The following is a 22357-nucleotide window of genomic DNA, read 5'->3' on the forward strand; positions in this document are numbered from 1 at the left end:
TCGGGTCAGCGCGACACCTGCCCGGGGCGGTTCGTCACAGGGATCTCGATGCTGATCGGCCTGGCCTCGGACAGGAACAGCAGGGCGGCCTTGCGCAGGAACTCGTCGAAGAGCCAGTAGGCCTCGGGCGCCAGCGGGAACGGCAGCAGGCCCTCGCGCACGAGGATGAACGGGCCCCAGGCCGTGCGCAGCAGCGTGTCCCAGAGCGGCTCCCGCGCGATCTGCAGCCAGCCCGCGATCTGGTCGCCGAGCATGAACCGCGTGAACGCGCCGAGGATCGGCTTGGTCAGCAGACCGCCGTCGATCACGGAGCCGAGGTTGAGCAGGATGTCGGAGAGCACGAGCCCCTCGGCCGTCGGCGCCAGGATCGGGGTGAGCACCTGCTGGGCCTGGGCGTTGGCCTCGCTCCACGTCGCCGGGATGTACTCGTCGCGGATGCCCAGCATGTGCGCGCCGACCTGCCACGAGTGCAGGAACGCCGTGGACTCGGCGGCCGGGATCGGCACCTGCCAGGCGTTGAGCTTCTGCATGACGGTGGTGGGCAGGCTGTGCCAGGTGACCATCATGTCGCGCTGGCTGATCGGGATGTCCTCGTCGGCGACCTGCGCCCAGTCGGGCGACTGCGGCAGCAGGTGGCGGACCGCCGCGTGCACCAGGCGGGTCTTGACGGCGGTCACGATCATCTCGCCGTCGGGCTGGAAGGCGTTGACGGCCCCGATGTCGTAGCCGAGCTTGGCCGTCTTGGAGATGCGGTCCTTCATGTCCGCGCCGCCCTTGGAGTAGTAGACGGCGCGGGCCTCCTTCGGGATGACGGTGCTCATCATGCCGCTGGCCAGGCCGTAGAGCACGCCGAGGTACAGGCCGCGTTTCTGGTTGAACTGCACCGCGGTGGCCAGCTTGCCCTGGTCGGCCCAGGCCGGCAGCCGGCGGGCGCGCTCCATGAAGTCGCGCAGGTCGGCGGGGAGCCCGGCCGGCAGCGCCTGGCCGTTCTTGGTCCAGGTCCGCAGCAGCGCGTTGACGGCGGGCACATCGCCCCGATCGATCAGCGAGGCGACCAGCGGATCGGCCTCCTCGTCCCACACCCACCGCGGATCGGCGCCGACTCCGGCACCGGCCACGGATCCGGTGGGCGACCACGTCCACACCGACTTCGCCTGCGCGGGTGCGGCGACGGCCAGCGCCCCGAGCGCGCCCAGCGCCCCGCCGGCCCGCAAGACCTTGCGTCTGCTGAGTGGTTCCACGCTTCTCCTCTTTCCTTGAGGCCGGAAGCTCGTTGATACGTTGATACACGAACTGCATCCGTGTATCAGGCATCAGAGCACACCGCGCCCCCGACCACAAGGCATCCGGCGACGTCGATCAATGCCGCACCGCGCCCCGTCAGTTAGTCGCCGTTCTGCGTTCTCCAACCGGGAATGAGGGGGCACACGCGGAACCTTCCCAGAAAGTTAGCCGTCGTTTACAGTGCCGGTAAGCCCGCAGCGGCTCTGCTCGACCGACACCCCGCCCGGTCCCGGTTAAGGAGCACACCCATGGACCCCGCCGACACCCTTGCCGACCAGTGCGCGAAGACCGCCGCCGACCTGACCGTTCCCGGCCTGCTACACCGCAACGCCACCGAATTCGGCGATCGGCCGGCGCTGACGACGCTGGGCCGCGACGACACCCGGACCTGGTCCGAGCTGCGTCAGGAGGTGGCCGAGATTTCCCGCGGCCTGGCCGAGATCGGGCTGCGGCCGGGCCGGCACATGCTGATCATGATGTCCGGCCGGCCCGAGCACTGGCTGGTCGACCTGGCCGCGGTTCACCTGGGCGCGGTGCCGTCCACGGTCTACCCGACGCTGAGCCCCGAGCAGCTGCGGTACCTGGCCGTGCACAGCCGGGCCCAGGTCCTCGTGCTGGAGGGGGCGGCCGAGCTCGCCCGCTGGCGGCCGATCCTGCCCGACCTGCCCGACCTGCGCCGGATCGTGCTGGTCGACGAGCCCGCGCCGGACGACATCAGCCTGGCGACCGTGCCCCTCTCGCACGTGCGGGCCGTGGGCCGGACCGCGCACCGCGCCGACCCCGAGGCGTTCGAGCGGCGCTGGCGCGCGATCCGGCCGGACCAGCCGGTGACGCTGCTGTACACCTCCGGCACCACCGGCGACCCGAAGGGCGTCGTGCTCAGCCACCACAACGTCATCTACCAGGCCGTGGTGCTCGAGGCGACCGTCGCGGTGCCCGACCACGCCCCGTCGGTCGCCTACCTGCCGCTCGCGCACATCGCCGAGCGGATGCTGGGCATCTACAACGCCGTCTACCGCGCCGGTCACGTGACGATCTGCCCGGACGCGGGCCAGCTCGTCGCGGCGCTGCGCGCGGTCGGGCCGGCCTCGTTCTTCGGCGTGCCGCGCGTGTGGGAGAAGATGGCCGCCGGCGTGCAGGCCCAGCTGGCCGCCGCCGCTGCGGCGGCACGCGCCGCGTTCGAGGCGGCGAGCGCGGTGGCGCTGGAGGCCTACGAGCTGCGCGCGGCCGGCCGGCCGGTTCCGGACGAGCTGGCCACCCGGCTGGCGCAGGCGGACGACTCCGTCCTGCGGCCGATGCGCGCGCTGCTCGGGCTGCAGAACATGGTGTGGGCCGGCAGCGGCGCGGCGCCCATCCCGGTCGAGGTGCTGCGGTTCCTCGCCGGGCTCGGACTCGACGTGCTCGAGGTCTGGGGCATGACCGAGACCACCGGCACGGCCACCATCAACACGCCGGCCCGGTTCCGCACCGGCACCGTCGGCCGGCCCAACCCGGGCATGGAGGTCCGCCTCGCCGAGGACGGCGAGATCCTCGTGCGGGGACCGCTGGTCTGCTCCGGCTACCTGCGCCGGGACGGCGGCGTGGAGGCGATCACCGACACGGACGGGTGGCTGGCCACCGGCGACGTCGGCACCCTCGACGAGGACGGCTTCCTCACCATCACCGACCGCAAGAAGGAACTCATCATCACCTCGAGCGGCAAGAACGTCTCGCCGGCCCAGATCGAGGCACTGCTGCGCGCCCACCCCTTGATCGGCCAGGCCGTGGCGATCGGCGACCGGCGGCCGTACGTGACGGCGCTGATCGTCCTGGACGACGAGGTCGCGCCGCAGTGGGCCCGGGCGCACGGCATCGAGGACCCGCGGCCGGACGCCCTGGCCGCGAATCCGGTGCTGCTGGCCGAGATCCAGGCCACGGTGGACGCCGCCAACGCCCGGCTCTCCCGGCCCGAGCAGGTCAAGAGCTTCCGGATCCTGCCGTCGAGCTGGACACCGGAGACCGGCGAGCTGACCCCCACGCTGAAGCTGCGGCGCCGGGTCATCACCGCCCGCTACAGCGACACCATCGACGCGCTCTACGCCGGATAGGCACCGTCCGGCCATCGCTTGGTACTGTGATACGCAACTCGCCTCAACGTATCGCAGGAACAGGAGCAGGACGGCTCATGGCCGGCGACCCGCTGATGTCCGCGCTCGACGCTCCGCCGGGCGCACCGTCGCTGCTCGAGCGCGCCTTCACCGACGCGCTCGGGCGGGCCGACGACAGCGACGAGGTCGCCCGGCAGCTGCTCGACGCGGCCTACGACCAGTTCTGCCGCATGGGTATCCGCCGCTCCACCATGGAGGACGTCGCGCGGCGGGCCGGCGTCTCGCGGATCACCGCCTATCGCCGGTTCGCCTCGAAGGACGCGCTCGTCGAGCAGGTGGTCCGGCGCGAGTTCCGGCGGTACTTCGACCGGTTCCTCGTCGACATCCAGCAGGCCGCGACCGTCGCCGACCGGGTGGTGCTGGGCTTCGTCAGCTCACTGCAGGCCATCCGGGGCAACCCGCTGATCGGCGGTCTGATGGCGGGCGAGCCGGACGCCCTCATCCCGTCGATGATCGGTGACGGCGGGGGCACCCTGGCCACGGTGCAGCGCTTCGTCGCCGGGCAGCTGCGCCGCGAGCAGCGCGCCGGGCACCTCTCCGGCGACGTGGACGTGGAGGTGGTGGCCGAGCTGATGACGCGGCTGTCCTGCTCCTTCCTGGTCACGCCGAGCCACGTCGTCGATCTCGACGACGCCGGGCAGCTGCGCGCGCTGGCCCGGCGATTCCTGGTGCCGATGCTGGAGCACGGCTCACAGGCCGAGTGACCGGCCGATCAGCTCCTTCATGATCTCCGTCGTGCCGCCGTAGATGGTCTGCACGCGGGCATCGAGATAGGCCCGGGCCACCGCGTACTCGCGCATGTAGCCGTAGCCGCCGTGCAGCTGCAGGCACCGGTCGACGGTGCGGAGCTGCAGCTCGGTGCACCACCACTTCGCCATCGCCGCGGTCTCGGCCGTGAGCGCCGCGTCGATCAGGCACTGGTCGACGAAGACCCGGCCGAGGCGCAGCTCGGTGGCCAGCTCCGCCAGCACGAACCGGTTGTGCTGGAAGGTGCCGATCGGCCGCCCGAAGGCCTGGCGCTGCTTGCAGTAGGCCAGGGTCTGCTCGAACACCGCCTCGGCGCCCGCGAGCGCGGCGACCGCGATCGACAGCCGTTCGAAGGCCAGATTGCGCATCAGGTACCGGAAACCCTCGCCCTCCGCGCCGAGCCGGTTGGCCACCGGCACCCGCACGTCGGAGAAGAACAGCTCGGCGGTGTCCTGCGCCTTCTGCCCGATCTTGTCGAGGTTGCGGCCGCGCTCGAAGCCGGGCATGCCGCGCTCCACGACCAGCAGGCTGATCCCCCGGTGCCCGGCCGCGGGGTCGGTGCGGGCGACGACGATGACGAGGTCGGCCAGGATGCCGTTGCTGATGAAGGTCTTCTGCCCGTTGAGGACGTACTCGTCGCCCGTACCGGCACCGCGCACCGCGGTGGTCGTGATGCCCTGCAGGTCGCTGCCGGCGCCGGGCTCGGACATCGCGATCGCCGTGATGATCTCGCCGGAGCAGTAGCCCGGCAGCCACCGCTGCCGCTGCTCGTCGGTGGTCAGGTCGGTGAGGTACGGCCCGACGATGTCGTTGTGCAGCCCGAACGCCGGTCCGCTGGCGCCGGCCCGGGCCAGTTCCTCGGTGAGGATGGCGTTGAAGCGCCGGTCCGTCACCCCGCCGCCGCCGTAGCGCTCGTCGACGAAGAAGCCCAGCAGCCCGGCGGCGCCCGCGGCCCGCCACACGGCGCGGTCGACGATGCCCTCGGCCTCCCAGCGCTCGTGGTGCGGCGCGATCTCCTTGCCGATGAAGGCGCGCACCATGTCGGCGAACGCCCGGTGCTCGGCGGTGAACGTCGTGCGGTTCACTGTGTCATCTCCTTCACGGCGGCGATGAGGCGCCGCGGGTCGGCCCCGAGCGGCGTGACGTTGAGGACCGTGACGCCGGCGTCGCGATACGCCTGGACCCGGTCCCGCACGTACGCGGCCGGGCCGATCAGGCTGGTGCGCTCCAGCAGCTCGGCCGGCACCGCGGCGGCGGCCTCGGCCTTGTGCCCGGCCAGGTACAGCTCCTGGATGCGACCGGCCTCCTCGCCGTAGCCGTAGCGGCACAGCAGGTCGTGGTAGAAGTTGCGGCCCTTGGCGCCCATGCCGCCGACGTACAGCGCGATCAGCGGCCGGGCGAGGTCCCGCAGGCCGGTCACGTCGGGGCCGATCGCCAGCGGCCCGCCGGCCACCACCTCCAGCGGCGCGAGATCGGCGGATCGCCGCTCGCGCCCGGCCGCCAGTGCGCCGCCCCAGACGTCGGCCGCGCGCCCGGGGTCGTACAGGAACGGCAGCCAGCCGTCGGCGAGCTCCGCGGTCATCTGCACGTTCTTGTCGCCGAGGCTCGCCACGTAGATCGGAATCCGCTCGCGGACCGGGTGGTTGAGCAGCTTCAGGGGCTTGCCCAGCCCGGTGCCCTCCCCGGCGGGCAGCGGCAGCCGGTAGATGCCCTCGTGCTCCAGTGCCTGCCGGCGCCACACCTGCCGGCAGATCCGGATCACCTCGCGGGTCCGCCCCAGCGGCCGGTCGTAGGCGACGCCGTGCCACCCCTCGACCACCTGCGGCCCCGACGCGCCGATGCCGAGCAGGGCGCGCCCGCCCGACATCGCGTCCAGGCCGGCCGCGGTCTGCGCCAGCAGGGCCGGCGTGCGCGAGTAGACGGGCAGGATGGCGGAGCCGATCTCCAGCCGCCGCGTCGTCGCGGCGAGGTAGCCCATGATGGTCGGCGCGTCGAAGCCGTAGGCCTCGGACACCCATACGACGTCGAGGCCGTCGCGCTCCCACCCGGCCACGGCGTCCGCCTCGCTCCTGGGGTCGTTGGCGTAGGCGAGCGTGGTGGCGATGCGCATCAGGGTTCCTCCCGGGTCCGGCGGGCGGCGGCGCTGTCGAGCCAGCGGCGGGCGTGCGCGCCCAGGCCCCACTCGGCCAGGACCGCCTCGGTGTGGGCACCGGGAGCCGGTGGCGGGCCGCCGACCGCTCCCGGTGTGTACGACAGCCGCGGCGCCACGGCGGGCTGGCGCACCCCGGCGTGATCCTCGAACGTCCCGCGCGCGACGAGGTGCGGATGGTGCTGGGCCTCGGCCAGCGACAGCACCGGCGCCACGCAGGCGTCGGTGCCCTCGAACAGGTCGGTCCACTCGGCCCGGGTGCGGGTGGCGAAGACCGCCGCGAACCGGGCGCGCAGCGCCGGCCATCCCCGGACGTCGTCCTGGGCCGGTAGCCCGGCACCGGAGAGGCCGAGCAGCCGGAGCAGCTCGGCGTAGAACTGCGGCTCCAGGGCGCCCACCGCCATGTGCCCGCCGTCGGCGGTGGCGTAGACGCTGTAGAACGGGGCGCCGCCGTCGAGCAGGTTGCTTCCCCGCTCGGCCCGCCAGGCCCCGCCGGCCAGCAGCCCCGCGAAGACGGTGGTCAGGTGGGCGGTGCCGTCGACGATGGCGGCGTCGACGACCTGGCCCCGGCCGGTGCTCCGGGCCACGTGCAGCGCGGCCAGACAGCCGACGACGAGGTACAGCGCGCCGCCGCCGAAGTCGCCGACCAGGTTGAGCGGGATCTGCGGCGGCCCGCCGGCCGGGCCGATGGGGTGCAGTGCCCCGGCGACGGCGATGTAGCCGATGTCGTGACCGGCCGCATGGGCCAGCGGCCCGTCCTGGCCCCAGCCGGTCATCCGCCCGTACACCAGGGCCGGGTTGCGCTCCAGCGCGGCCTCCGGCCCGAGGCCCAGCCGTTCGGCCACGCCCGGCCGCCAGCCCTCGATCAGGATGGCGGAGCGCTCGGCCAGGCTGAGGACCACGTCGGCGCCGTCGGGGTGCTTGAGGTCCACGATGATCGAGCGTTTGCCCCGGTTGAGCAGGTCGCGGCTCGGGTCGCCGAGGAGCGGCGCGCCGGGTTCGGGCCGGTCGACGCGCACGACGTCGGCGCCGAGGTCGGCCAGCAGCATCGCCGCGAACGGGCCGGGCCCGATCCCGGCCAGCTCCAGCACCCGGACTCCGGCCAGCGGGCCGCTACGCACGCGCGTCCCTCGGTGCGAACCGCGGTGCCCGCCCCTGGGCCCGGCTGGTAAGGGCCTCGGCGAAGTCCGGCCCGGCCAGCGAGGCGGCCATGTGCTCGACCGCGGCGTCCGCCGCGGTGGCGATCCCGGTCTCCAGGCCCGACCATACCTGCCGCCGGATCGCCGCCATCGAGGCCGGCGAGCAGTGCTCGGCGAGGTCCGCGGCATAGGCTCGGGCCTCGGCGAGCACTCGGTCGCGTGGGAGGACCCGTTGCACGAGCCCGATCCGCAACGCCTCCGCCGCGTCGATCCTGCGGGCGGAGAGCAGCAGGTCCAGGGCGTTGCCCGCGCCGACGAGCCGGGGCAGCAGCCAGGCGCTGCCGTATTCGGCGACGAGGCCGAGGCGGCTGAACGCGGTGGAGAGGCGGGCCTGCGCGGCCAGGAACCGGACGTCGGCGTAGAGAGCGTGCACCAGGCCGAGGCCGGCGGCGCCGCCGTTGACCGCGGCGATGATCGGCGTCGAGAGGGTCGCCGGCAGGTGGGCCGCGAAGCCGAGCTCGTGCACCAGGCGGTCGCGGTGGCGCGGGTCGAGCAGCCCCTGCAGCGACTCCGGGTCGGCGCCGGTGCAGAACCAGTCGCCGGTGCCGGTGACGACGATGGCCCGGACGGCGGGGTCCTCGTCGGCCGACCGCAGGGCGGTGTAGTAGTCGCGGAACATCTCCAGGGTCATGGCGTTGCGCCGGTCGGGCCGGTCGAACCAGATCGTGCGGACGCCGTGGCCGGTGGCGGCCAGCAGCCCGGCCCCGATCGGCTCCGTCCGGTCCGGGTCAGTGATATTTGACATTTGATACTCTCTACGGATGGAACGGACGAAGACGGGCGACCTGTCCCAGCCGCAGCTGTCCGAGACGGTGGCCAACCTGCTGCGCGACCGGATCATGTCGGGCCAGCTGCGGGCGGGCGAGCGGATCCGGCTCGAGCAGGTCGCGGAGGAGACCGGGCTGAGCATCACCCCGGTGCGCGAGGCGCTGCTGATGCTGCGCGCGGAGGACATGGTGGAGCTGCAGCCGCGGCGCGGCCACGTCGTCGCCCCGCTCTCGCGGCAGGACATCGTCGACGTCTTCGCGGTGCAGGGCCACATCGCCGGCGAGCTCGCCGCCCGGGTAGCCGCCGACATCACCCCGGCCCAGCTCGCCGACCTGCGTGAGCAGCACGAGCGGCTGCGCCGGGCCGCCCACGCCCGGCAGGTCAGCCGGGTGGAGCAGCTCGAGTTCGAGTTCCACCGCAGCATCAACCGGCTGGCGGACGCCCGCAAGCTGTCCTGGCTGCTGCGGGCGGCCACGCGGTACACCCCGAGTCGTTTCTACGCGGGCAACGCCGAGTGGCGGGCGGCAATGGTCACCGACCACGAGGCGTTGCTGGCCGCGCTGGAGGCGCGCGACCCGGCCGCCGTGCGCCCGGTCGTGGCGCGGCACTTCAACGACGGCGCCGAGCGGCTCCTCAAGCATCTGGACGGGCTCGGGGTCTGGAGCGAGTGAGCGGGTCACCGCCGGCCGTGACGCCACTTGAACAGGGCCAGCGACATCCGCATCGCCGACGCCGCCGGCTGCATGGTCATCAGGTCGATCGGCGGCCGGAACCGCTGCCAGGTCACCGATCGCGGCCGGCTGAACTCGCGCAGGCCGTCGGCGCCGTGGATGCGCCCGAAGCCGGAGTCGCCGACGCCGCCGAAGGGCAGTGAGGGCACGCCGGCGTATCCGAGCACCGAGTTGACCGACACCGCGCCCGCGCGCAGGCCGGCGGCCAGCGCCAGCCCGCGGCCGCGGCGGCGGGTGAAGATGGAGCCGGACAGCCCGTAGGCGCTGGCGTTCGCCCGGCGCAGCGCCTCGTCGGCGTCGGCGACCGGGTTCACCACGATGACGGGGCCGAACGTCTCCTCGGTGATCGCGGCGCTGTCCTCGGGCACATCGGCCAGCAGCACCGGCTCGACGAACGGCGCCCGCACCGACTCGGCGCCGCCGACCACCGCCCGCGCGCCGCGGCTGATCGCGTCGCTGATGTGGCGCTGGACGATGGCGGCCTGGGTGGGGGTGCTCATCGGCCCGTACGCCGCCTCCGGCTCGGCGCCCGGCCGGACCTGCTGCATCAGCCCGGCCAGCTTCGCCACGAAGGGCTCGTGGACGGCCCGCTCGACGTAGACGCGCTCGACCCCGGCGCAGGTCTGGCCGGCGTTGCCCAGGCCGCCGAAGACCGCCGCGGCGGCGGCCGCGTCCAGGTCCGCGTCGGCCGTCACGATGAGCGCGTCCTTGCCGCCGCCCTCGATCACGACCGGGGTCAGCCGCTCGGCGCACGCCGCCATGACCGCGCGCGCCGTGGCCGCCGATCCGGTGAAGGCGATCTTGTCGACGGCGGCGCGGCTGAGTGCCGCTCCGGTGCCGCCGTCGCCGGTGACGACCTGCAGCACCGGCTGGTCGGGCAGGAGCTCGGACCAGCGCTGGGCCAGCCACACGCCGACGCCCGGGGTGTACTCGCTGGGCTTGAACACCACCGCGTTGCCGGCCGCGAGGGCGTGCGAGATCGAGCCCATCGGGGTGTAGACGGGATAGTTCCACGGCCCGATCACGCCGACGACACCGTAGGGCACGTACTGCACGGAGCTGGCCTGGTTGAACGCCAGCATCCCGGACGGCACGGAGCGGCGCCGCAGCACCCGCCGGGCGTTGCGGGCGGCCCAGTCCAGGTGCTCGACGGCCAGCATGACCTCCAGCTGCGCCCCGGCGATCGGCTTGCCGGTCTCGGCCCGGATGAGCCCGGCCAGCTCGTCGATCCGGCCCGCGATCAGCGCCTTGAAGGCGAGCAGATGGCGGGCGCGCCGGCGGGCGTCCAGGCCGCTCCACCAGCTCGCCGCGGCGCGCGCCCGGGTCACGGCGGCGTCGACCTGCGCCGCGTCGGCGATGTCGTAGTCGCCGGCCGGCTCACCGGTGGCCGGATCGACGACGTGCAAGCGGCGGGGTTGTTCAACGATGGACGTCATCGCACCGGCCTCCTGACATTTGATATTCGATAGTCTAATCTTCGTGTCAATCCCTTGTGGAACTGGAGGATGCCGTGGAGTGGACCGATGAGCAGCGGTCGATGGTGGCCGCCGTGGAGGACTTCTGCCGCCGCGAGGCCGGGAGCCGGGCCCAGCGGCAGCAGCTCACCGACGGCGGGCGGGAGACACACAGCCCGGAGCTGTACCGCAAGATGGCCGACCTGGGCTGGCTGGGCCTCTCCCTGCCGGAGGAGCACGGCGGCGGCGGGGCCGGCATCGTCGACCTGTGCCTCTTCCTCGAGGCGACCTCCCGGGCCATGGCGCCCATCGGCGGCTTCACCACGTCGATCATCGTCGCGGCGACCTACGAGCGCTTCGGGTCACCGCAGCAGCAGAAGCTCATCCTCAACGGCGTGGCCCGCGGGGCCGTCGAGGCGATCGCGATGTCCGAGCCCGAGGCCGGCTCCGACGTGGCCAACCTGAGCTGCCGGGCCGAGCGCCGCGGCGACGAGTTCGTCGTCAACGGGCAGAAGACCTGGTGCTCCAACGCCCATCTCGCCGAGCACATCCTGCTCGTCGCCCGCACGTCCGGCCGGGCCGGCGAGCACTCCGGCCTGACGATGTTCCAGGTCCCGACGACGGCGGCGGGGCTGGTCGTCGCCGGCATCGAGACCATGGGCGGCCGGGAGGTCAACGACCTGTACTTCACCGACTGCGTCCTGCCCGCCGACGCCGTGGTCGGCCAGGTCGACGCGGGCTGGAAGCAGCTGATGGCCGGGCTCAACATGGAGCGGCTGATCCTGGCCAGCCTCATGCTCGGCACCGCCCAGCGGGCCTTCGACGACGTCGTGGCCTACGTCAAGCAGCGGCGCCAGTTCCGCCGGCCGATCGGCTCGTTCCAGGTGCTGCGCCACCGCCTGGCCGACCTGGCCACCGAGATCGAATGCGCCCGCCTGCTGGTGTACAGCACCGCCGCCGAACTCGACCGCACGCCGGGCGCGGTGCTGCCCCGGGCGAGCTCGATGGCGAAGCTCAAGGCCACCGAGACCGCCCGCCGCGTCGCCCTGGACGCGATGCAGATGATGGGCGGCTACGGCTACGCCACCGAGTTCGACATGGAGCGGCTGGTGCGCTCCTCCATCGTCTCCACCGTCTACGGCGGCACCAGCGAGATCCAGCGCGAGATCATCGCCCGGACCTACGGCCTGACCGACGAGCTGCGGTAACACCACGGGCGAGACCTACGCGAACGGTTCGCCCCGCTCGGCCTTGGCGCACAGCAGCGCCGGCGGGTCGAACCGTTCGCCGTAGCGCTCGGCGAGTTCCCGCGCCCGGGCGACGAAGCCCGGCAGCCCGCCCGCGTACTGATCGATGTACCGCAGCACGCCCCCGGTCCAACTGGGGTAGCCGATGCCCAGGATGGAGCCGACGTTGGCGTCGGCGACCGAGGTGAGCACGCCCTCCTGGAGGCAGCGCACCGACTCGATCGCCTCGACGAACAGCATCCGCTCCTTGAGATCCTCGAACGGCACGCCGAGGTTGGCGCCGCCGAACTCGTCGCGCAGCCCCGGCCAGAGGCCGGCCCGTCTGCCGTCGCGGTACTCGTAGAAGCCCGCTCCCCCGGCGCGTCCCGGGCGTCCGTGCCCGTCGATCATCCGGTCGATGACGGCGTCGGCGGCGTGCGGTGTCCAGGCCCCGCCCGCGGCGACCACCGCCGCCGCCGTCTCCTGGCGGATCCGGCGGGGCAGGGTGAGGGTGAGCTCGTCCATGAGCGCGAGCACCGGCGCCGGGTATCCGGCCTGGCTGCTGGCCTGCTCGATGGTCGCGGCCGGGATGCCCTCGGCGAGCATCGCCACGCCCTCGTTCGTGAACGTCCCGATGACCCGGCTGGTGAAGAAGCCCCGGCTGTCGTTGACGACGATGGGTGTCTTGCGCAGCTGCCGGACGACGCCGAGGGCCCGCTGGACCGTCGCGTCGGCGGTCCGCTCGCCGCGGATGACCTCGACCAGCGGCATCTTGTCCACCGGCGAGAAGAAGTGCAGGCCGACGAAGTCCTCGGGCCGGCGCACAGTCCCGGCGAGCAGGCTGATGGGCAGGGTGGAGGTGTTGGAGGCGATCAGCGCATCCGGTGCGACCCGCTCGATCTCGGCGTACACCTGCTGCTTGAGCGTCGGGTCCTCGAAGACCGCCTCGATGACGACATCGACGCCGGCGAGGTCGGCGACGTCGGCGGTCGGGGTGATGCGCTCCAGCAGCGCCTGGTCGTGACGGCGGCCCTCGGCGTAGGCCTTGCCCTTGTGCGCGGCCTCGAGCGTGACGTCCTTGAGCACGACCTCCAGGCCCGCCTTCGCGCAGACGTAGGCGATCGCGGCTCCCATCATGCCGGCCCCGACGACGGCGACGTGCCGCGCCGGCGGGTGGCCCGCGCCGGGGTCCCGGGCGGCGGACCGCTGCACGTCGAAGAACAGGGCCTGGATCATGTTCTTGGCGATCTGGCCGGTGGCCAGTTCGATGAAGTAGCGACCCTCGATGACCAGGGCGGTGTCCAGGTCGACCTGCGCGCCCTCGACCGCGGCGGCGAGGATGTTGCGCGGCGCGGGGTAGGGCGCGCCCTTGAGATGCTTGCGCAGGGTCGCGGGCAGCGCCGGCAGCTGGGCGGCGAGCGCCGGGGTGGCCGGGGTGCCGCCGGGAATCCGGTAGCCCTTGCGGTCGTACGGCTGCGTGGCGTCCGGGTTCGCCGCGATCCAGGCGCGGGCGGCGGCGAGCAGGGCGACCGGATCGGGGGCGAGCTCGTCGACGAGCCCGTGGGTGCGCGCGGCCGGCGGCCGGTGCCGCTGGCCGCGCAGCAGCCAGTTGCCGAGCGCGTCGGCGATGCCCAGCAGCCGGACGCTGCGCACGACGCCACCGCAGCCGGGCAGCAGGCCGAGGGTGACCTCCGGGAACCCGATCTCGACGGCGGGGTCGTCGAGCGCGATGCGGTGGTGGCATCCCAGCGCCAGCTCGAGCCCGCCTCCGAGGGCCGAACCGTTGATGGCCGCGACGACCGGCCGGCCGAGCGTCTCCAGCCGCCGCACGGCCCGCTTGAGCCGGTGGGTGTCGGCCTCGACGGCCGCGGCGTCGGCCGGGGTCAGCCGCACCAGGGACTCGAGGTCACCGCCGGCGAAGAAGGTCGTCTTCGCGGAGGTGATGATCACGCCCGCGATCCGGTCGCGCTCGGCCTCCAGCCGGTCCACGGTGCTCACGAGACTCGCGGTGAACTCGGCGTTCATGACGTTCGCCGAACGTCCCGGGTGGTCGAGGGTGAGCAGGACGATCCCGTCCTCGCCGTCCTCCCACCGGATGGTGCCGACCATGCGCGCTCCTCAGATTCGTTCGATGACGGTCGCGATGCCCATGCCGCCGCCGACGCAGAGCGTGGCGAGCCCGTACCGCCCGCCGCGGCGCTCCAGCTCGTCGACGAGCGTGCCGAGGATCATGGCGCCGGTGGCGCCGAGCGGGTGGCCCATGGCGATGGCACCGCCGTTGACGTTGACGATGTCCAGGCTCAGGTCCAGGTCGGCGACGAAGCGCAGGACGACGGCGGCGAACGCCTCGTTGATCTCGACCAGGTCCAGATCGGCGGCGTCCAGACCGGCCTTGGCCAGCGCCTTGCGGGCGGCCGGGGCCGGACCGGTCAGCATGATCGTGGGGTCGGCGCCGCTCACCGCGGTCGCCCGGATCCGGGCCCGCGGTGTCAGGCCCGCATCGCGGCCGGCCGCCTCGCTGCCGACGACGACCAGCGCGGCGCCGTCGACGATGCCGGAGGAGTTGCCGGCCGTGTGCACGTGGTCGATGCGTTCGATCCAGTGGTACTGCTGCAGCGCCACGGCATCGAACCCGCCGAGGTCACCGATGGCGGCGAACGACGCCGGCAGGGCGGCCAGGCCCTCCATGGTGGAGTCCGGGCGGAGGTGCTCGTCGCGGTCGAGCACGACGAGCCCGTTGCGGTCGCGGACGGGCACCACGGACCGGGCGAAGTAGCCGTTGGCCCACGCCTTCGCGGCCCGGGCCTGCGACTGCAGGGCGTAGCCGTCGACGGCCTCGCGGCCGAGGCCGTCGATGGTCGCGATGAGGTCCGCGCCGACGCCCTGCGGCACGAAGCCGGTGGTGTAGTTGGTCTCCGGGTCCAGCGCCCACGCTCCCCCGTCGGAGCCCATCGGCACCCGTGACATCGACTCGACGCCACCGGCGAGCACCAGGTCCTCCCAGCCCGATCGCACCTTCTGCGCGGCGATGTTCACCGCCTCCAGGCCGGAGGCGCAGAACCGGTTCAGCTGGACCCCGGCCACCGTGTCGGGCAGGCCGGCGGCGAGGGCGGCCGTCTTGGCGATGTCGGCGCCCTGATCGCCCAGCGGGGAGACCACGCCGAGCACGACGTCGTCGATGCGGCCCGGGTCGAGGCCGGGCATCCGCCGCAGCGCCTGCTCGATGAGCCCGGTGATGAGCGAAACCGGCTTCACTCCGTGCAGTGATCCGGTCGCCTTGCCGCGGCCGCGCGGGGTGCGCAGCGCGTCGTAGATGTACGCCTCGGTCGTCATGGCGCCGGCTCCTCGTCGCTCACCCGAATGCGAATCGCGCCTAACTTTCTCCGAGGCGCCGCACGGCTGTCAAGGCGTCCGGCCGCACGGCGCACGCAGGTCGCCGACGTCACCGCTGCGAGGTGGCGCTAACCTGTACGGGTGCAGCCAGCAGCGAGCGGGGTCGGCCCGACGGCGACGAAGCGCCCGAAGGACCGCAAAGACCGCATCGCGCTGGCCGGCGCCGAACTGTTCTGCGAGCGCGGCTACCACCGGGTCTCGGTCGACGAGATCGCCGCGGTCGTCGGCATCAGCGGCCCGGCCGTGTACCGCCACTTCGCGAACAAGTACGCGATCCTCGTGCACGCCACCCGCGACGTCGTCGGCGCCCTGCTCCAGGCGTCCGCCGAGCCGCAGGCGACCACCGCCGAGGGCGTCCTGGACGAACTGCTCCGCGCGCTGGCCGCGGTCGCCGTGGCCAAGCGCCGCGTCGCCGGGCTCTACCAGTGGGAGGGCCGCTACCTCACCCCGGAGCACCGCCAGGAGTTCCAGGCCGGACTCGACACGCTCGTCGGCCGCCTCACCACCCCGCTGCGCACGATTCGGCCGCGACTGGCCGAGGCACCGGCGCAGCTGCTGGTCGACGCCGCGCTGAGCGCCCTCGGCAGCGTGACCACCCACCGCGCCACGGCCGCCGACACCGAGGAACTGCTCACCCGCGTCGCCTGGACGCTCCTGCGGGCCGACCCGCCGCGGCGGCCGCCCGCGCCGCCCGCCGACCCGCCCGCGCCGCCGGTCCGCCCCTCCTCCCGCCGCGAGCTGCTGCTCCTCGAGGCGATCCGGCTGTTCCACCGGCACGGCTACCACGCCGTCGGCGTCGAGGACATCGGGCGCGCCGCCGGCATGCAGGCCTCCAGCGTGTACCGCTACTTCCCCAGCAAGGCCGACCTGCTCGCGGCCGCCTACTACCGCGCGACCGACCGCCTCACCGCCGCGACGACCGCGGCCCTCGCCGAGGCCGCCGACCCGGCCGACGCCCTGCACCGCGTCGTGCGGGCCTACGTCGCCTTCGCGTTCGGCCAGCGCGACCTCGTCGCGGTGTACCTCGCGGAGAACAACAACCTGCCCGACGAGGACCGCCATCAGCTGCGCGGCGCCCAGCGCCAGCACGTCGAGGAGTGGGTGCGCCTGCTCGGCACCGTGCGCCCGGAGCTGCCGGTCGCCGACGCCCGGGTGCTCGTGCACGCCGCGCTCAACGTCGTCACCGACATCGGACGGCTCGGCCGATTCGAGCGCACCTCCGGCTTCGACGCCCAGACGTCCCGCCTCGCCCTCGCGGTCCTGCACGCCTGACCACCGGCCGTTGATCACCATGGCGGCGGGGCTGTGCTTGACTAGCACGTATGGCCCTGTGCGCGCCCCCGCCCGCTCGAGTGATCCGGTGACCGCCGGTTCGGCGGCGGCCACCCGGCCGCACAACCGCAGGCAGATCATCGTCGAGGCGGCCGGCCAGGTGTTCAGCGCGCGCGGCTATCACGCCGCGTCGATGGAGGAGATCGCCGCCGGGGTGGGCATCAGCGCGCCGGCGTTGTACCGGCACTTCCCGAACAAGTACGCGCTGTTCGCCGAGTGCGCCAACGGCATGGTGGACGAGCTGGTCGAGGTGCTTGACGAGTGGCCGCCCGACGCGGCGCTGCCGGACGTGCTCGCCGCCCTGATCCGCGTCACGGTCGCACACCGCACCTCGGGCGGGCTCTACCGGTGGGAGGCCCGCTATCTCGAGCGCGCCGACCGCCGGGTGCTGCGCGGGAAGTTCGCGCACGTCGTGGGGCGAGTGACCGAGCTCGTGCGGCGCGAGCACCCGCTGCCGGACGAACGTCTGCGAGCCGTGGCCGCCCTCGGCGCCATCGGCTCCATCACGATGCACCACACCTCGATCGCCCAGCGGCGGATCGAGGAGCTGCTGCTGGACTCCGCAATGCGCGTGGTCGGCACCGATCCGGCGGGGGCCGCGCGCAGTGCCCACCTGGTCGAGCTGCCCGGCCAGCCCGTGCCGCGCACGCGGCGGGCGCAGATCCTGGCCGCGGCGATCCCGCTGTTCGCGCGGGAGGGCTTCGCCAACGTGACCAACGCCCAGATCGCGCAGGCCGTCGGGCTCACACCGTCCGCGCTCTACCGCCACTATCCCGGCAAGGTCGACATCCTGGTCGCCGCGTGTCTGCAGGCGGCGGGGCTGCTCGCCCAGGCCGTCGAGCGCAGCCTGCACCAGGCGACCGATCCGCGGCAGGCCGTGGTCGCGCTGGCCGCGGCGTACGTGGCCTACTGCTTCGAGCACAACGCGCTCACCAGCGTCGCCGAGGCCGAGGTCGCGGGATTGCCGGCCGACGTGCAGCGGCCGCTGATCCTGGCCCAGCGTGAGCACATCGCCGTCTGGGAGCAGCAACTGCGAGCGGTCCGCCCGGAGCTGGACCCGCGCCAGGCCCGGCTGCTGGTGCACGCGGGATTCGGCGTGGTGGTGGAGGCCGGGCGCGCCCTGCGCTGGCAGGACGCGCCCGGCCACCGGGACATGGTGACCGGCCTGGTCACCGCCGCGCTGACCCTGTGAGCACGCGGCCGGCTCAGGCGCCGGGCCGGTTCCCGGTCGGGATGGTGATGGGGGTGTAGCTCGCCGAGGTGCCGTTGTTGAGGAACAGCATGGCGATGGCGCGCACGAGCTTGTCGATCACGTCGAACCCGGCGGGCACGATCGGCGAGAGCCCCTCCTGGAACGCGACGTACGCCGGCCAGCCGACCTCGATCAGCCCCCGGGCCACCAGGTCGCGCGGCAGCCTCAGCCAGTCGCCGATCTTGTCGCTGAGCACGTACCGCACGAACTCCCGCTGAATCCCCAGCGTGAGCCCCCCGTCGACCTGCGAGACCAGCCCGAGCAGGATGTTGGCCAGCTGGATGCCCTCGGGCGTCGGGGCGAGCAGCGGCGTCAGCACGTAGTTCGACTGCGCGTCCGCGGCGGCCCAGGTCGCCGGGATGAAGTCGTCCCGCACGCCCAGCAGGTGCAGCCCGACCTGCCACTGGTGCAGATAGGCGGCCTCTTCCGCGGCCGACATCCGGATGCCCCAGGACTTCAGCTTGCGGTGGACGAAGGTGCCGAGGCTGTGGAACGTGATCAGGATGTCCCCGTTGCTGATGGGGATCGGGTTGTCGGTGACCGCCCGCCACGCCGGCGACTGGGGCAGCAGGTGACGTACCGCCGCGTGGGTCAGTCTTGTCTTGTTGGACGTGGTGATGAAGTGCCCCGTCGGCAGGAAGGCGTCCGGTGCACTCAGGTCGTAGCCGTAGGTGAACGTCTTGGCCGCGCGGGACTTCATGTCGGCGCCGCCCGCCGAGTAGTAGACGTTGCGGGCCTCCCGCGGGATCACGGTGCTCATGATCCCGCTGCCCAGGCCGTACAGCAGGAACAGGTACAGGCTCATGCGCTTGTTGAACTTGGCGGCGGCGGCCAGCTTGGTCGTGTCGGCCCACGAGGGCAGCCGGTTGACCTGCTGCAGGTAGGTGACGAGCGTGGCGGGCAGCCCGGCGGGGAGCTGGTCGCCGTTGTTGACCCACGACTGGAACGCGGTGTTGACGGCCGGGATCTGGCCGTTGTCGAGCAGCGAGGCGACCAGCGGGTCGGTGGCGTCGTCCCACACGTCCCATGGGTCGGTGACCGTGTCGGTCCCGGCGATCGAGTTGGCGGACGACCACGCCCACGCCGTGGCGGGTGGCAGCGCACCCACCAGCCCCAGCGCGGCACCGAGGGTCAGCGCTCGTCTTCTGCTGAGATTTTGCATTCGCTCGCCTACTTCCCGGTCGGCCGGACATCGCCATGAACACTGGGGTGTGGAGGCGATACGAGCAGATTTCGAACCGTCCGGCCATGTGATTTTCTATTAACATAGAGGAGCGTGACTGCGGAGGCAAGCGGCACATTCGACGGCGGGACACCCGCGCGGGAAGGAGCATGATCGCGGCAACCCGCTGCCGCGCCTCGCGACGGCGCCGGGTGGGCATGCGCGGATGGTGCGATCGCGGTCGGTGACCGATCTCCGGTCGAGCGACGGGTCGGCGGCGGCATCCGCGGCGAGTCCGGGGTGGTCGAGCAGGCCAGTGAGCCGATCGGCGGGCAGGCGTGGACACCGGGCCATCACCTTGCGGATCCATGGATGGGGGTCGGTGGTCAGGTGGTCGATCACCGCCGGGTCCGCGTCAGGATCGCGGACGGCCACCAGTCGTCGCCGTGCATCGGGGTGATGCATGGTCGGGGTCGACGCCGAGTTGGTCGACCAACCCGGCAGGCAGATCCGGGCGCCGTGCGACCCGGCGGCGCAGCCGCGGATTGCATGGCAGTGTCGATCGGGCAGGTCGGCCGGCGCCATGGCCGTTCGCGCTCCGCGATGGCCGAGGCCGCGGCGACCTCCGGCTCCGGGTCGCACAGCATGAACCGCAGGTCATCTCGCCCCGCGTAGGGCGCCGCGAAGTGACGCACCCGCGGGTCGGGATGCCGAGCCGCGACCATGACGCGGTTGTGGTCCGCGAGGAACAGCTCCTCGAAAAGCTCGCCGGTCGTCATCGGCAGGTCAGCCGCAGGGGCGGCCTCGCATGGGCGTTCGGCCCGGCCGGCCCGGCTGAGCCGGTGACAAGCCGCGGCCGGCCTGGCGAAGGCGGCCGCGGCCGATGACCGACGCGACGCTCACCAGGTGACCGGCAGGCTCCGCAAGCCGTAGAGCAGGTCCTGGGTCTCCCGGAAGGTGACCTCCTCGACGGGCACGGACAGCCGCAGGTCCGGCAGCCGTGTGAAGATCGCTTCCACGGCCGTGCAGGCCTCCAGCTGTCCCAGGCCCGCGCCGAGGCACCGGTGCACGCCGTGGCCGAAGGAGAGGTGGGGCGCGCCGACGCGGCGGATGTCGAAGACCTCCGGGTCGGGGTAGACGGCGCTGTCCCAGTTCGCCGAGTGCAGGTGCAGCACGACCGACTCGCCGGCGCGGATCACTTCGCCGTCGATGGTGATGTCGACCTTGGCCGCGCGGATCGGGCCGTGCTGGATGATGGTCCAGTAGCGCAGCGTCTCGTCGACGGCCGGGCGGATCCAGCGGGCCGGGTCGCTGCGGACGAGCGCGCCCTGCTCCGGGTCGCGCAGCAGCGAGAACGTCGTCAGGCTGATCAGGCACGACGTCGCCTCGAGGCTGGCGGCCAGCAACAGGGTGGCCATCCCCACGAGCTCCTCGACCTCGAGGTCGCCCGATGCGACAGCGCCCGCGACGAGCCGGCCGAGCAGGTCGTCGGTCGGCTCGTCGATCTTGCTGGCGACGAGGTCGCCGAGGACCCGGCGCATCTTCTGGCCCGACGCGTGCCGCCGCGCCGCCGAGCCGTCGTGCGTCGCCCGCGCGCGGCTGCACTGCTCGACGAAGCCGCTGTCGTCGCCGCGCACGCCGAAGAGGTTCGCCGAGACGTGGCGGGGCAGCACGTCGGCGAAGCCCTCGACCAGGTCGCCGCCCGGCCCGCGCTCGATGAACGCGCCGAGCAGGCGGTCGACCTGTTCCTGCACGGCGGGTCGGCGGGCCTCGACGGCGGAGGCGCTGAACTCGTGGGCGAGGAACCGCCGCAGCCGGGTGTGCTCGGGCGAGTCCATGTTGACGAACACCCCGGGCCGCGGGTCGCGGTAGGACAGCGGGACCGCGGGGAAACCGTCCCGGGTGCCGTCCGCGCTGAGCAGCGAGTCGTCGGCGAGCAGCGCCCTGATGTCCCGGTAGCGTGTGATGAGCCAGGCCTCACCGCCGTAGGCGAGCGTGACCTTCCGCGGCCGGCCGTCCGGTGCGCCGTCGCGGTAGGCCGCCGGTGGCGTGAACGGGTTGTCGCGCTCCGCGGGGAAGACGATCGGGCAGCCTGCCGTCTCGTGCTGGGCCAGTTGCATGTGCGTACACCTCCGGTTGATCAGCGGTCGTGGGTCCAGGTCGGTTGCCGCACCGTGTACTGCGGGTCGAGCGCGGCGTCCAGCACGGTGCGCTCCAGGCTTCTGAGGAAATCGGCGGGCGTTGCGGCGCCGAGGAAGCCCTCGCGGACGCAGAGCGTGAGGTCCGCGCGGTCGCCGATCTCGTTGAGGTACAAGAAGAAATTGGCGTCCTTCGGCGTTCTCGGCCGCTGGACCTCCGACACCCGCGTCAGGTGCAGCAGGGCGGGCACCCGCCGGGCCGCCTCGTCCGCGGCGTCGATGTCGACGACGACCCGGCCCTCGCGGGCGAACCGCACGTCGTTGAAGAAGCAGTACCCGCGGCCGACGATGTCGCGCTCGGCCGCGATGGCGTCGATGACCGCGCCGAGCTTGCGGGGGTCGCACTCGCTGTTGCGGTAGGCGCGCATGGCCGCGTCCCCGGCCCGGCGGAACAGCGCGTCGCGCCCCTCCTCGCGGACGGGCAGGTGGAACAGGGCGTTCTGGTTGAACGCGGCCACCATGTCGCGGCTCTCCGGCTGGAAGCGGGTGGCGACGATCGTGCGGATCGACACGTCGGGCTGGCCGGTCCATTCGGTCAGCGCGACCGCCGTGGCGGCCATCGCGATGGCCGACGGTCTGACGGCGTAGCGGGCCGACAACGACAGGGTCGCCGCGGCCAGCGCCGGTGACAGGATCTCCGCCCACGCGAGCTTCGGAACCGGATCGGCACTGGCGTTGCGCATCATGCGGTCGCCGGTGCCGGCCAGCCGCTCGGCCCAGTAGGCGAGCGTCCTGGCCTCGCGGCGCCGGCCCGGCTCGGACGCCTCGAAGGCGGCGCGTTGCAACGGCTGCTGCCCCACCGGCCCGAGCGTCTCGCCGGCGAGCAGCGCCGCCAGGTCCCGCAGCAGGATCTGGTAGCTCCAGCCGTCGACCGCCATGTGGCTGACCACCATCAGCACCCTGACCGGGCGGCCCGCGTCGGTCAGCACTGCCACCCGCAGCGGCAGGTCGACCGCGTCGTCGAAGTGCCCGGCCCGCATGATGCGCAGGTGGTGGGCCACGGCGTCGTCGAGGGAGCCCGCCCCGATGTCGTGCGCCGGCACCGCCAGCTCGCCGCGGTCCCGCACCTGTTGCCGTGGCCCGTCCGGCGTGTCGAAGTAGCGGCTGCGCAGCGAGTCGTGCCGCTCCACGAGCGCACCGACGGCGGCCAGCACCTGCGGCAGCGCCACGCCGGCGGGAACGGCGCACGAGCCGGTGATGTTGAGCGAGGCGTCGTCGGCCGGCAGCCAGCGCAGGACCTCCCAGATGGCGAGCTGGCCCCAGGTGAGGGGACCCGGCCCGGCGCCTTCGGCGTTGAAATGTACCGCCATTCGAG

Annotated in this window: 17 protein-coding genes; 6 read left to right on the forward strand and 11 right to left on the reverse strand. The window is 73.0% G+C overall.

Features of this window, described 5'->3' with window-relative positions; all coding sequences use genetic code 11:
* Positions 1-5 precede the first annotated feature (5 nt).
* Positions 6-1241: an oxygenase MpaB family protein gene (locus tag AC6JBM_RS18845; protein WP_497984886.1), complete on the reverse strand. Its 1236-nt coding sequence runs from the start codon at positions 1239-1241 to the stop codon at positions 6-8.
* A 291-nt stretch (positions 1242-1532) separates the two neighbouring features.
* On the opposite strand from AC6JBM_RS18845, the gene AC6JBM_RS18850 reads away from it, so the two are divergent.
* Together AC6JBM_RS18850 and AC6JBM_RS18855 are read left to right on the forward strand one after the other, a co-directional pair.
* The gene (locus AC6JBM_RS18850; protein WP_497984887.1) at positions 1533-3371 is read left to right on the forward strand and encodes an AMP-dependent synthetase/ligase; all 1839 of its coding nucleotides are present in this window, start codon (positions 1533-1535) and stop codon (positions 3369-3371) included.
* A gap of 77 nt (positions 3372-3448) precedes the next feature.
* A complete protein-coding gene (locus AC6JBM_RS18855; protein WP_497984888.1) occupies positions 3449-4135 on the forward strand; it encodes a TetR/AcrR family transcriptional regulator in 687 nt (228 codons plus the stop codon).
* On the opposite strand, the gene AC6JBM_RS18860 is transcribed toward AC6JBM_RS18855, so the two are convergent.
* The 4 genes from AC6JBM_RS18860 to AC6JBM_RS18875 are packed head-to-tail and all read right to left on the reverse strand — an operon-like array spanning position 4121 to position 8271.
* Positions 4121-5263, reverse strand: a complete 1143-nt coding sequence (locus AC6JBM_RS18860) for an acyl-CoA dehydrogenase family protein (protein ID WP_497984889.1) — start codon at positions 5261-5263, stop codon at positions 4121-4123. The genes AC6JBM_RS18855 and AC6JBM_RS18860 overlap by 15 nt on opposite strands.
* Complete coding sequence (locus tag AC6JBM_RS18865; protein WP_497984890.1) at positions 5260-6288, reverse strand: LLM class F420-dependent oxidoreductase; 1029 nt, start codon at positions 6286-6288, stop codon at positions 5260-5262. Before AC6JBM_RS18865 ends, AC6JBM_RS18860 begins: the two co-directional genes overlap by 4 nt.
* A complete protein-coding gene (locus AC6JBM_RS18870) occupies positions 6288-7448 on the reverse strand; it encodes a CaiB/BaiF CoA transferase family protein (protein ID WP_497984891.1) in 1161 nt (386 codons plus the stop codon). Before AC6JBM_RS18870 ends, AC6JBM_RS18865 begins: the two co-directional genes overlap by 1 nt.
* Positions 7441-8271, reverse strand: a complete 831-nt coding sequence (locus AC6JBM_RS18875) for an enoyl-CoA hydratase-related protein (protein ID WP_497984892.1) — start codon at positions 8269-8271, stop codon at positions 7441-7443. The genes AC6JBM_RS18870 and AC6JBM_RS18875 overlap by 8 nt, the downstream gene beginning before the upstream one ends.
* A 16-nt stretch (positions 8272-8287) precedes the next feature.
* Here AC6JBM_RS18875 and AC6JBM_RS18880 point away from each other — a divergent pair, with 16 nt between their 5' ends.
* Positions 8288-8965, forward strand: coding sequence for a GntR family transcriptional regulator (locus tag AC6JBM_RS18880; protein WP_497984893.1), 678 nt, complete (start codon positions 8288-8290; stop codon positions 8963-8965).
* 5 nt (positions 8966-8970) lie between these two features.
* Here the strand turns inward: AC6JBM_RS18880 and AC6JBM_RS18885 are convergent, their stop codons facing one another.
* Entirely contained in the window at positions 8971-10461 is a 1491-nt protein-coding gene (locus tag AC6JBM_RS18885) for an aldehyde dehydrogenase family protein (RefSeq protein WP_497984894.1), read from the reverse strand.
* A gap of 74 nt (positions 10462-10535) precedes the next feature.
* Between AC6JBM_RS18885 and AC6JBM_RS18890 the strand changes: the two genes are divergently transcribed.
* Positions 10536-11687, forward strand: a complete 1152-nt coding sequence (locus tag AC6JBM_RS18890; protein WP_497984895.1) for an acyl-CoA dehydrogenase family protein — start codon at positions 10536-10538, stop codon at positions 11685-11687.
* 15 nt (positions 11688-11702) lie between these two features.
* Here the strand turns inward: AC6JBM_RS18890 and AC6JBM_RS18895 are convergent, their stop codons facing one another.
* Both AC6JBM_RS18895 and AC6JBM_RS18900 read right to left on the reverse strand, forming a co-directional pair.
* Entirely contained in the window at positions 11703-13814 is a 2112-nt protein-coding gene (locus AC6JBM_RS18895; RefSeq protein ID WP_497984896.1) for a 3-hydroxyacyl-CoA dehydrogenase NAD-binding domain-containing protein, read from the reverse strand.
* Between the two features lie 9 nt (positions 13815-13823).
* Positions 13824-15038, reverse strand: a complete 1215-nt coding sequence (locus AC6JBM_RS18900) for an acetyl-CoA C-acetyltransferase (protein ID WP_497984897.1) — start codon at positions 15036-15038, stop codon at positions 13824-13826.
* A 141-nt stretch (positions 15039-15179) separates the two neighbouring features.
* On the opposite strand from AC6JBM_RS18900, the gene AC6JBM_RS18905 reads away from it, so the two are divergent.
* Positions 15180-16370 carry a TetR/AcrR family transcriptional regulator gene (locus tag AC6JBM_RS18905; protein ID WP_497984898.1) on the forward strand — a complete coding sequence of 397 codons (1191 nt, stop codon included), beginning with the start codon at positions 15180-15182 and terminating at the stop codon, positions 16368-16370.
* Positions 16371-16458: 88 nt separating this feature from the next.
* Complete coding sequence (locus AC6JBM_RS18910) at positions 16459-17622, forward strand: TetR/AcrR family transcriptional regulator (protein WP_497984899.1); 1164 nt, start codon at positions 16459-16461, stop codon at positions 17620-17622.
* A 13-nt stretch (positions 17623-17635) separates the two neighbouring features.
* Here the strand turns inward: AC6JBM_RS18910 and AC6JBM_RS18915 are convergent, their stop codons facing one another.
* The 3 genes from AC6JBM_RS18915 to AC6JBM_RS18925 all read right to left on the reverse strand — a co-directional run bounded on the left by AC6JBM_RS18915 (position 17636) and on the right by AC6JBM_RS18925 (position 22352).
* The gene (locus tag AC6JBM_RS18915; protein ID WP_497984900.1) at positions 17636-18844 is read right to left on the reverse strand and encodes an oxygenase MpaB family protein; all 1209 of its coding nucleotides are present in this window, start codon (positions 18842-18844) and stop codon (positions 17636-17638) included.
* An 899-nt stretch (positions 18845-19743) separates the two neighbouring features.
* Entirely contained in the window at positions 19744-20964 is a 1221-nt protein-coding gene (locus AC6JBM_RS18920; protein ID WP_497984901.1) for a cytochrome P450, read from the reverse strand.
* A gap of 20 nt (positions 20965-20984) precedes the next feature.
* Positions 20985-22352: a condensation domain-containing protein gene (locus tag AC6JBM_RS18925; protein ID WP_497984902.1), complete on the reverse strand. Its 1368-nt coding sequence runs from the start codon at positions 22350-22352 to the stop codon at positions 20985-20987.
* Between the last annotated feature and the right edge of the window lie 5 nt (positions 22353-22357).

This window comes from Dactylosporangium thailandense, from assembly GCF_059739745.1.

Coding starts and splice junctions, on each gene's coding strand:
- AC6JBM_RS18850 (WP_497984887.1), top strand. CDS start 1,533: ATGGACCCCGCCGACACCCTTGCCGACCAGTGCGCGAAGACCGCCGCC.
- AC6JBM_RS18855 (WP_497984888.1), top strand. CDS start 3,449: ATGGCCGGCGACCCGCTGATGTCCGCGCTCGACGCTCCGCCGGGCGCA.
- AC6JBM_RS18865 (WP_497984890.1), bottom strand. CDS start 6,288: ATGCGCATCGCCACCACGCTCGCCTACGCCAACGACCCCAGGAGCGAG.
- AC6JBM_RS18875 (WP_497984892.1), bottom strand. CDS start 8,271: ATGTCAAATATCACTGACCCGGACCGGACGGAGCCGATCGGGGCCGGG.
- AC6JBM_RS18880 (WP_497984893.1), top strand. CDS start 8,288: ATGGAACGGACGAAGACGGGCGACCTGTCCCAGCCGCAGCTGTCCGAG.
- AC6JBM_RS18885 (WP_497984894.1), bottom strand. CDS start 10,461: ATGACGTCCATCGTTGAACAACCCCGCCGCTTGCACGTCGTCGATCCG.
- AC6JBM_RS18895 (WP_497984896.1), bottom strand. CDS start 13,814: ATGGTCGGCACCATCCGGTGGGAGGACGGCGAGGACGGGATCGTCCTG.
- AC6JBM_RS18900 (WP_497984897.1), bottom strand. CDS start 15,038: ATGACGACCGAGGCGTACATCTACGACGCGCTGCGCACCCCGCGCGGC.
- AC6JBM_RS18915 (WP_497984900.1), bottom strand. CDS start 18,844: ATGCAAAATCTCAGCAGAAGACGAGCGCTGACCCTCGGTGCCGCGCTG.
- AC6JBM_RS18920 (WP_497984901.1), bottom strand. CDS start 20,964: ATGCAACTGGCCCAGCACGAGACGGCAGGCTGCCCGATCGTCTTCCCC.
- AC6JBM_RS18925 (WP_497984902.1), bottom strand. CDS start 22,352: ATGGCGGTACATTTCAACGCCGAAGGCGCCGGGCCGGGTCCCCTCACC.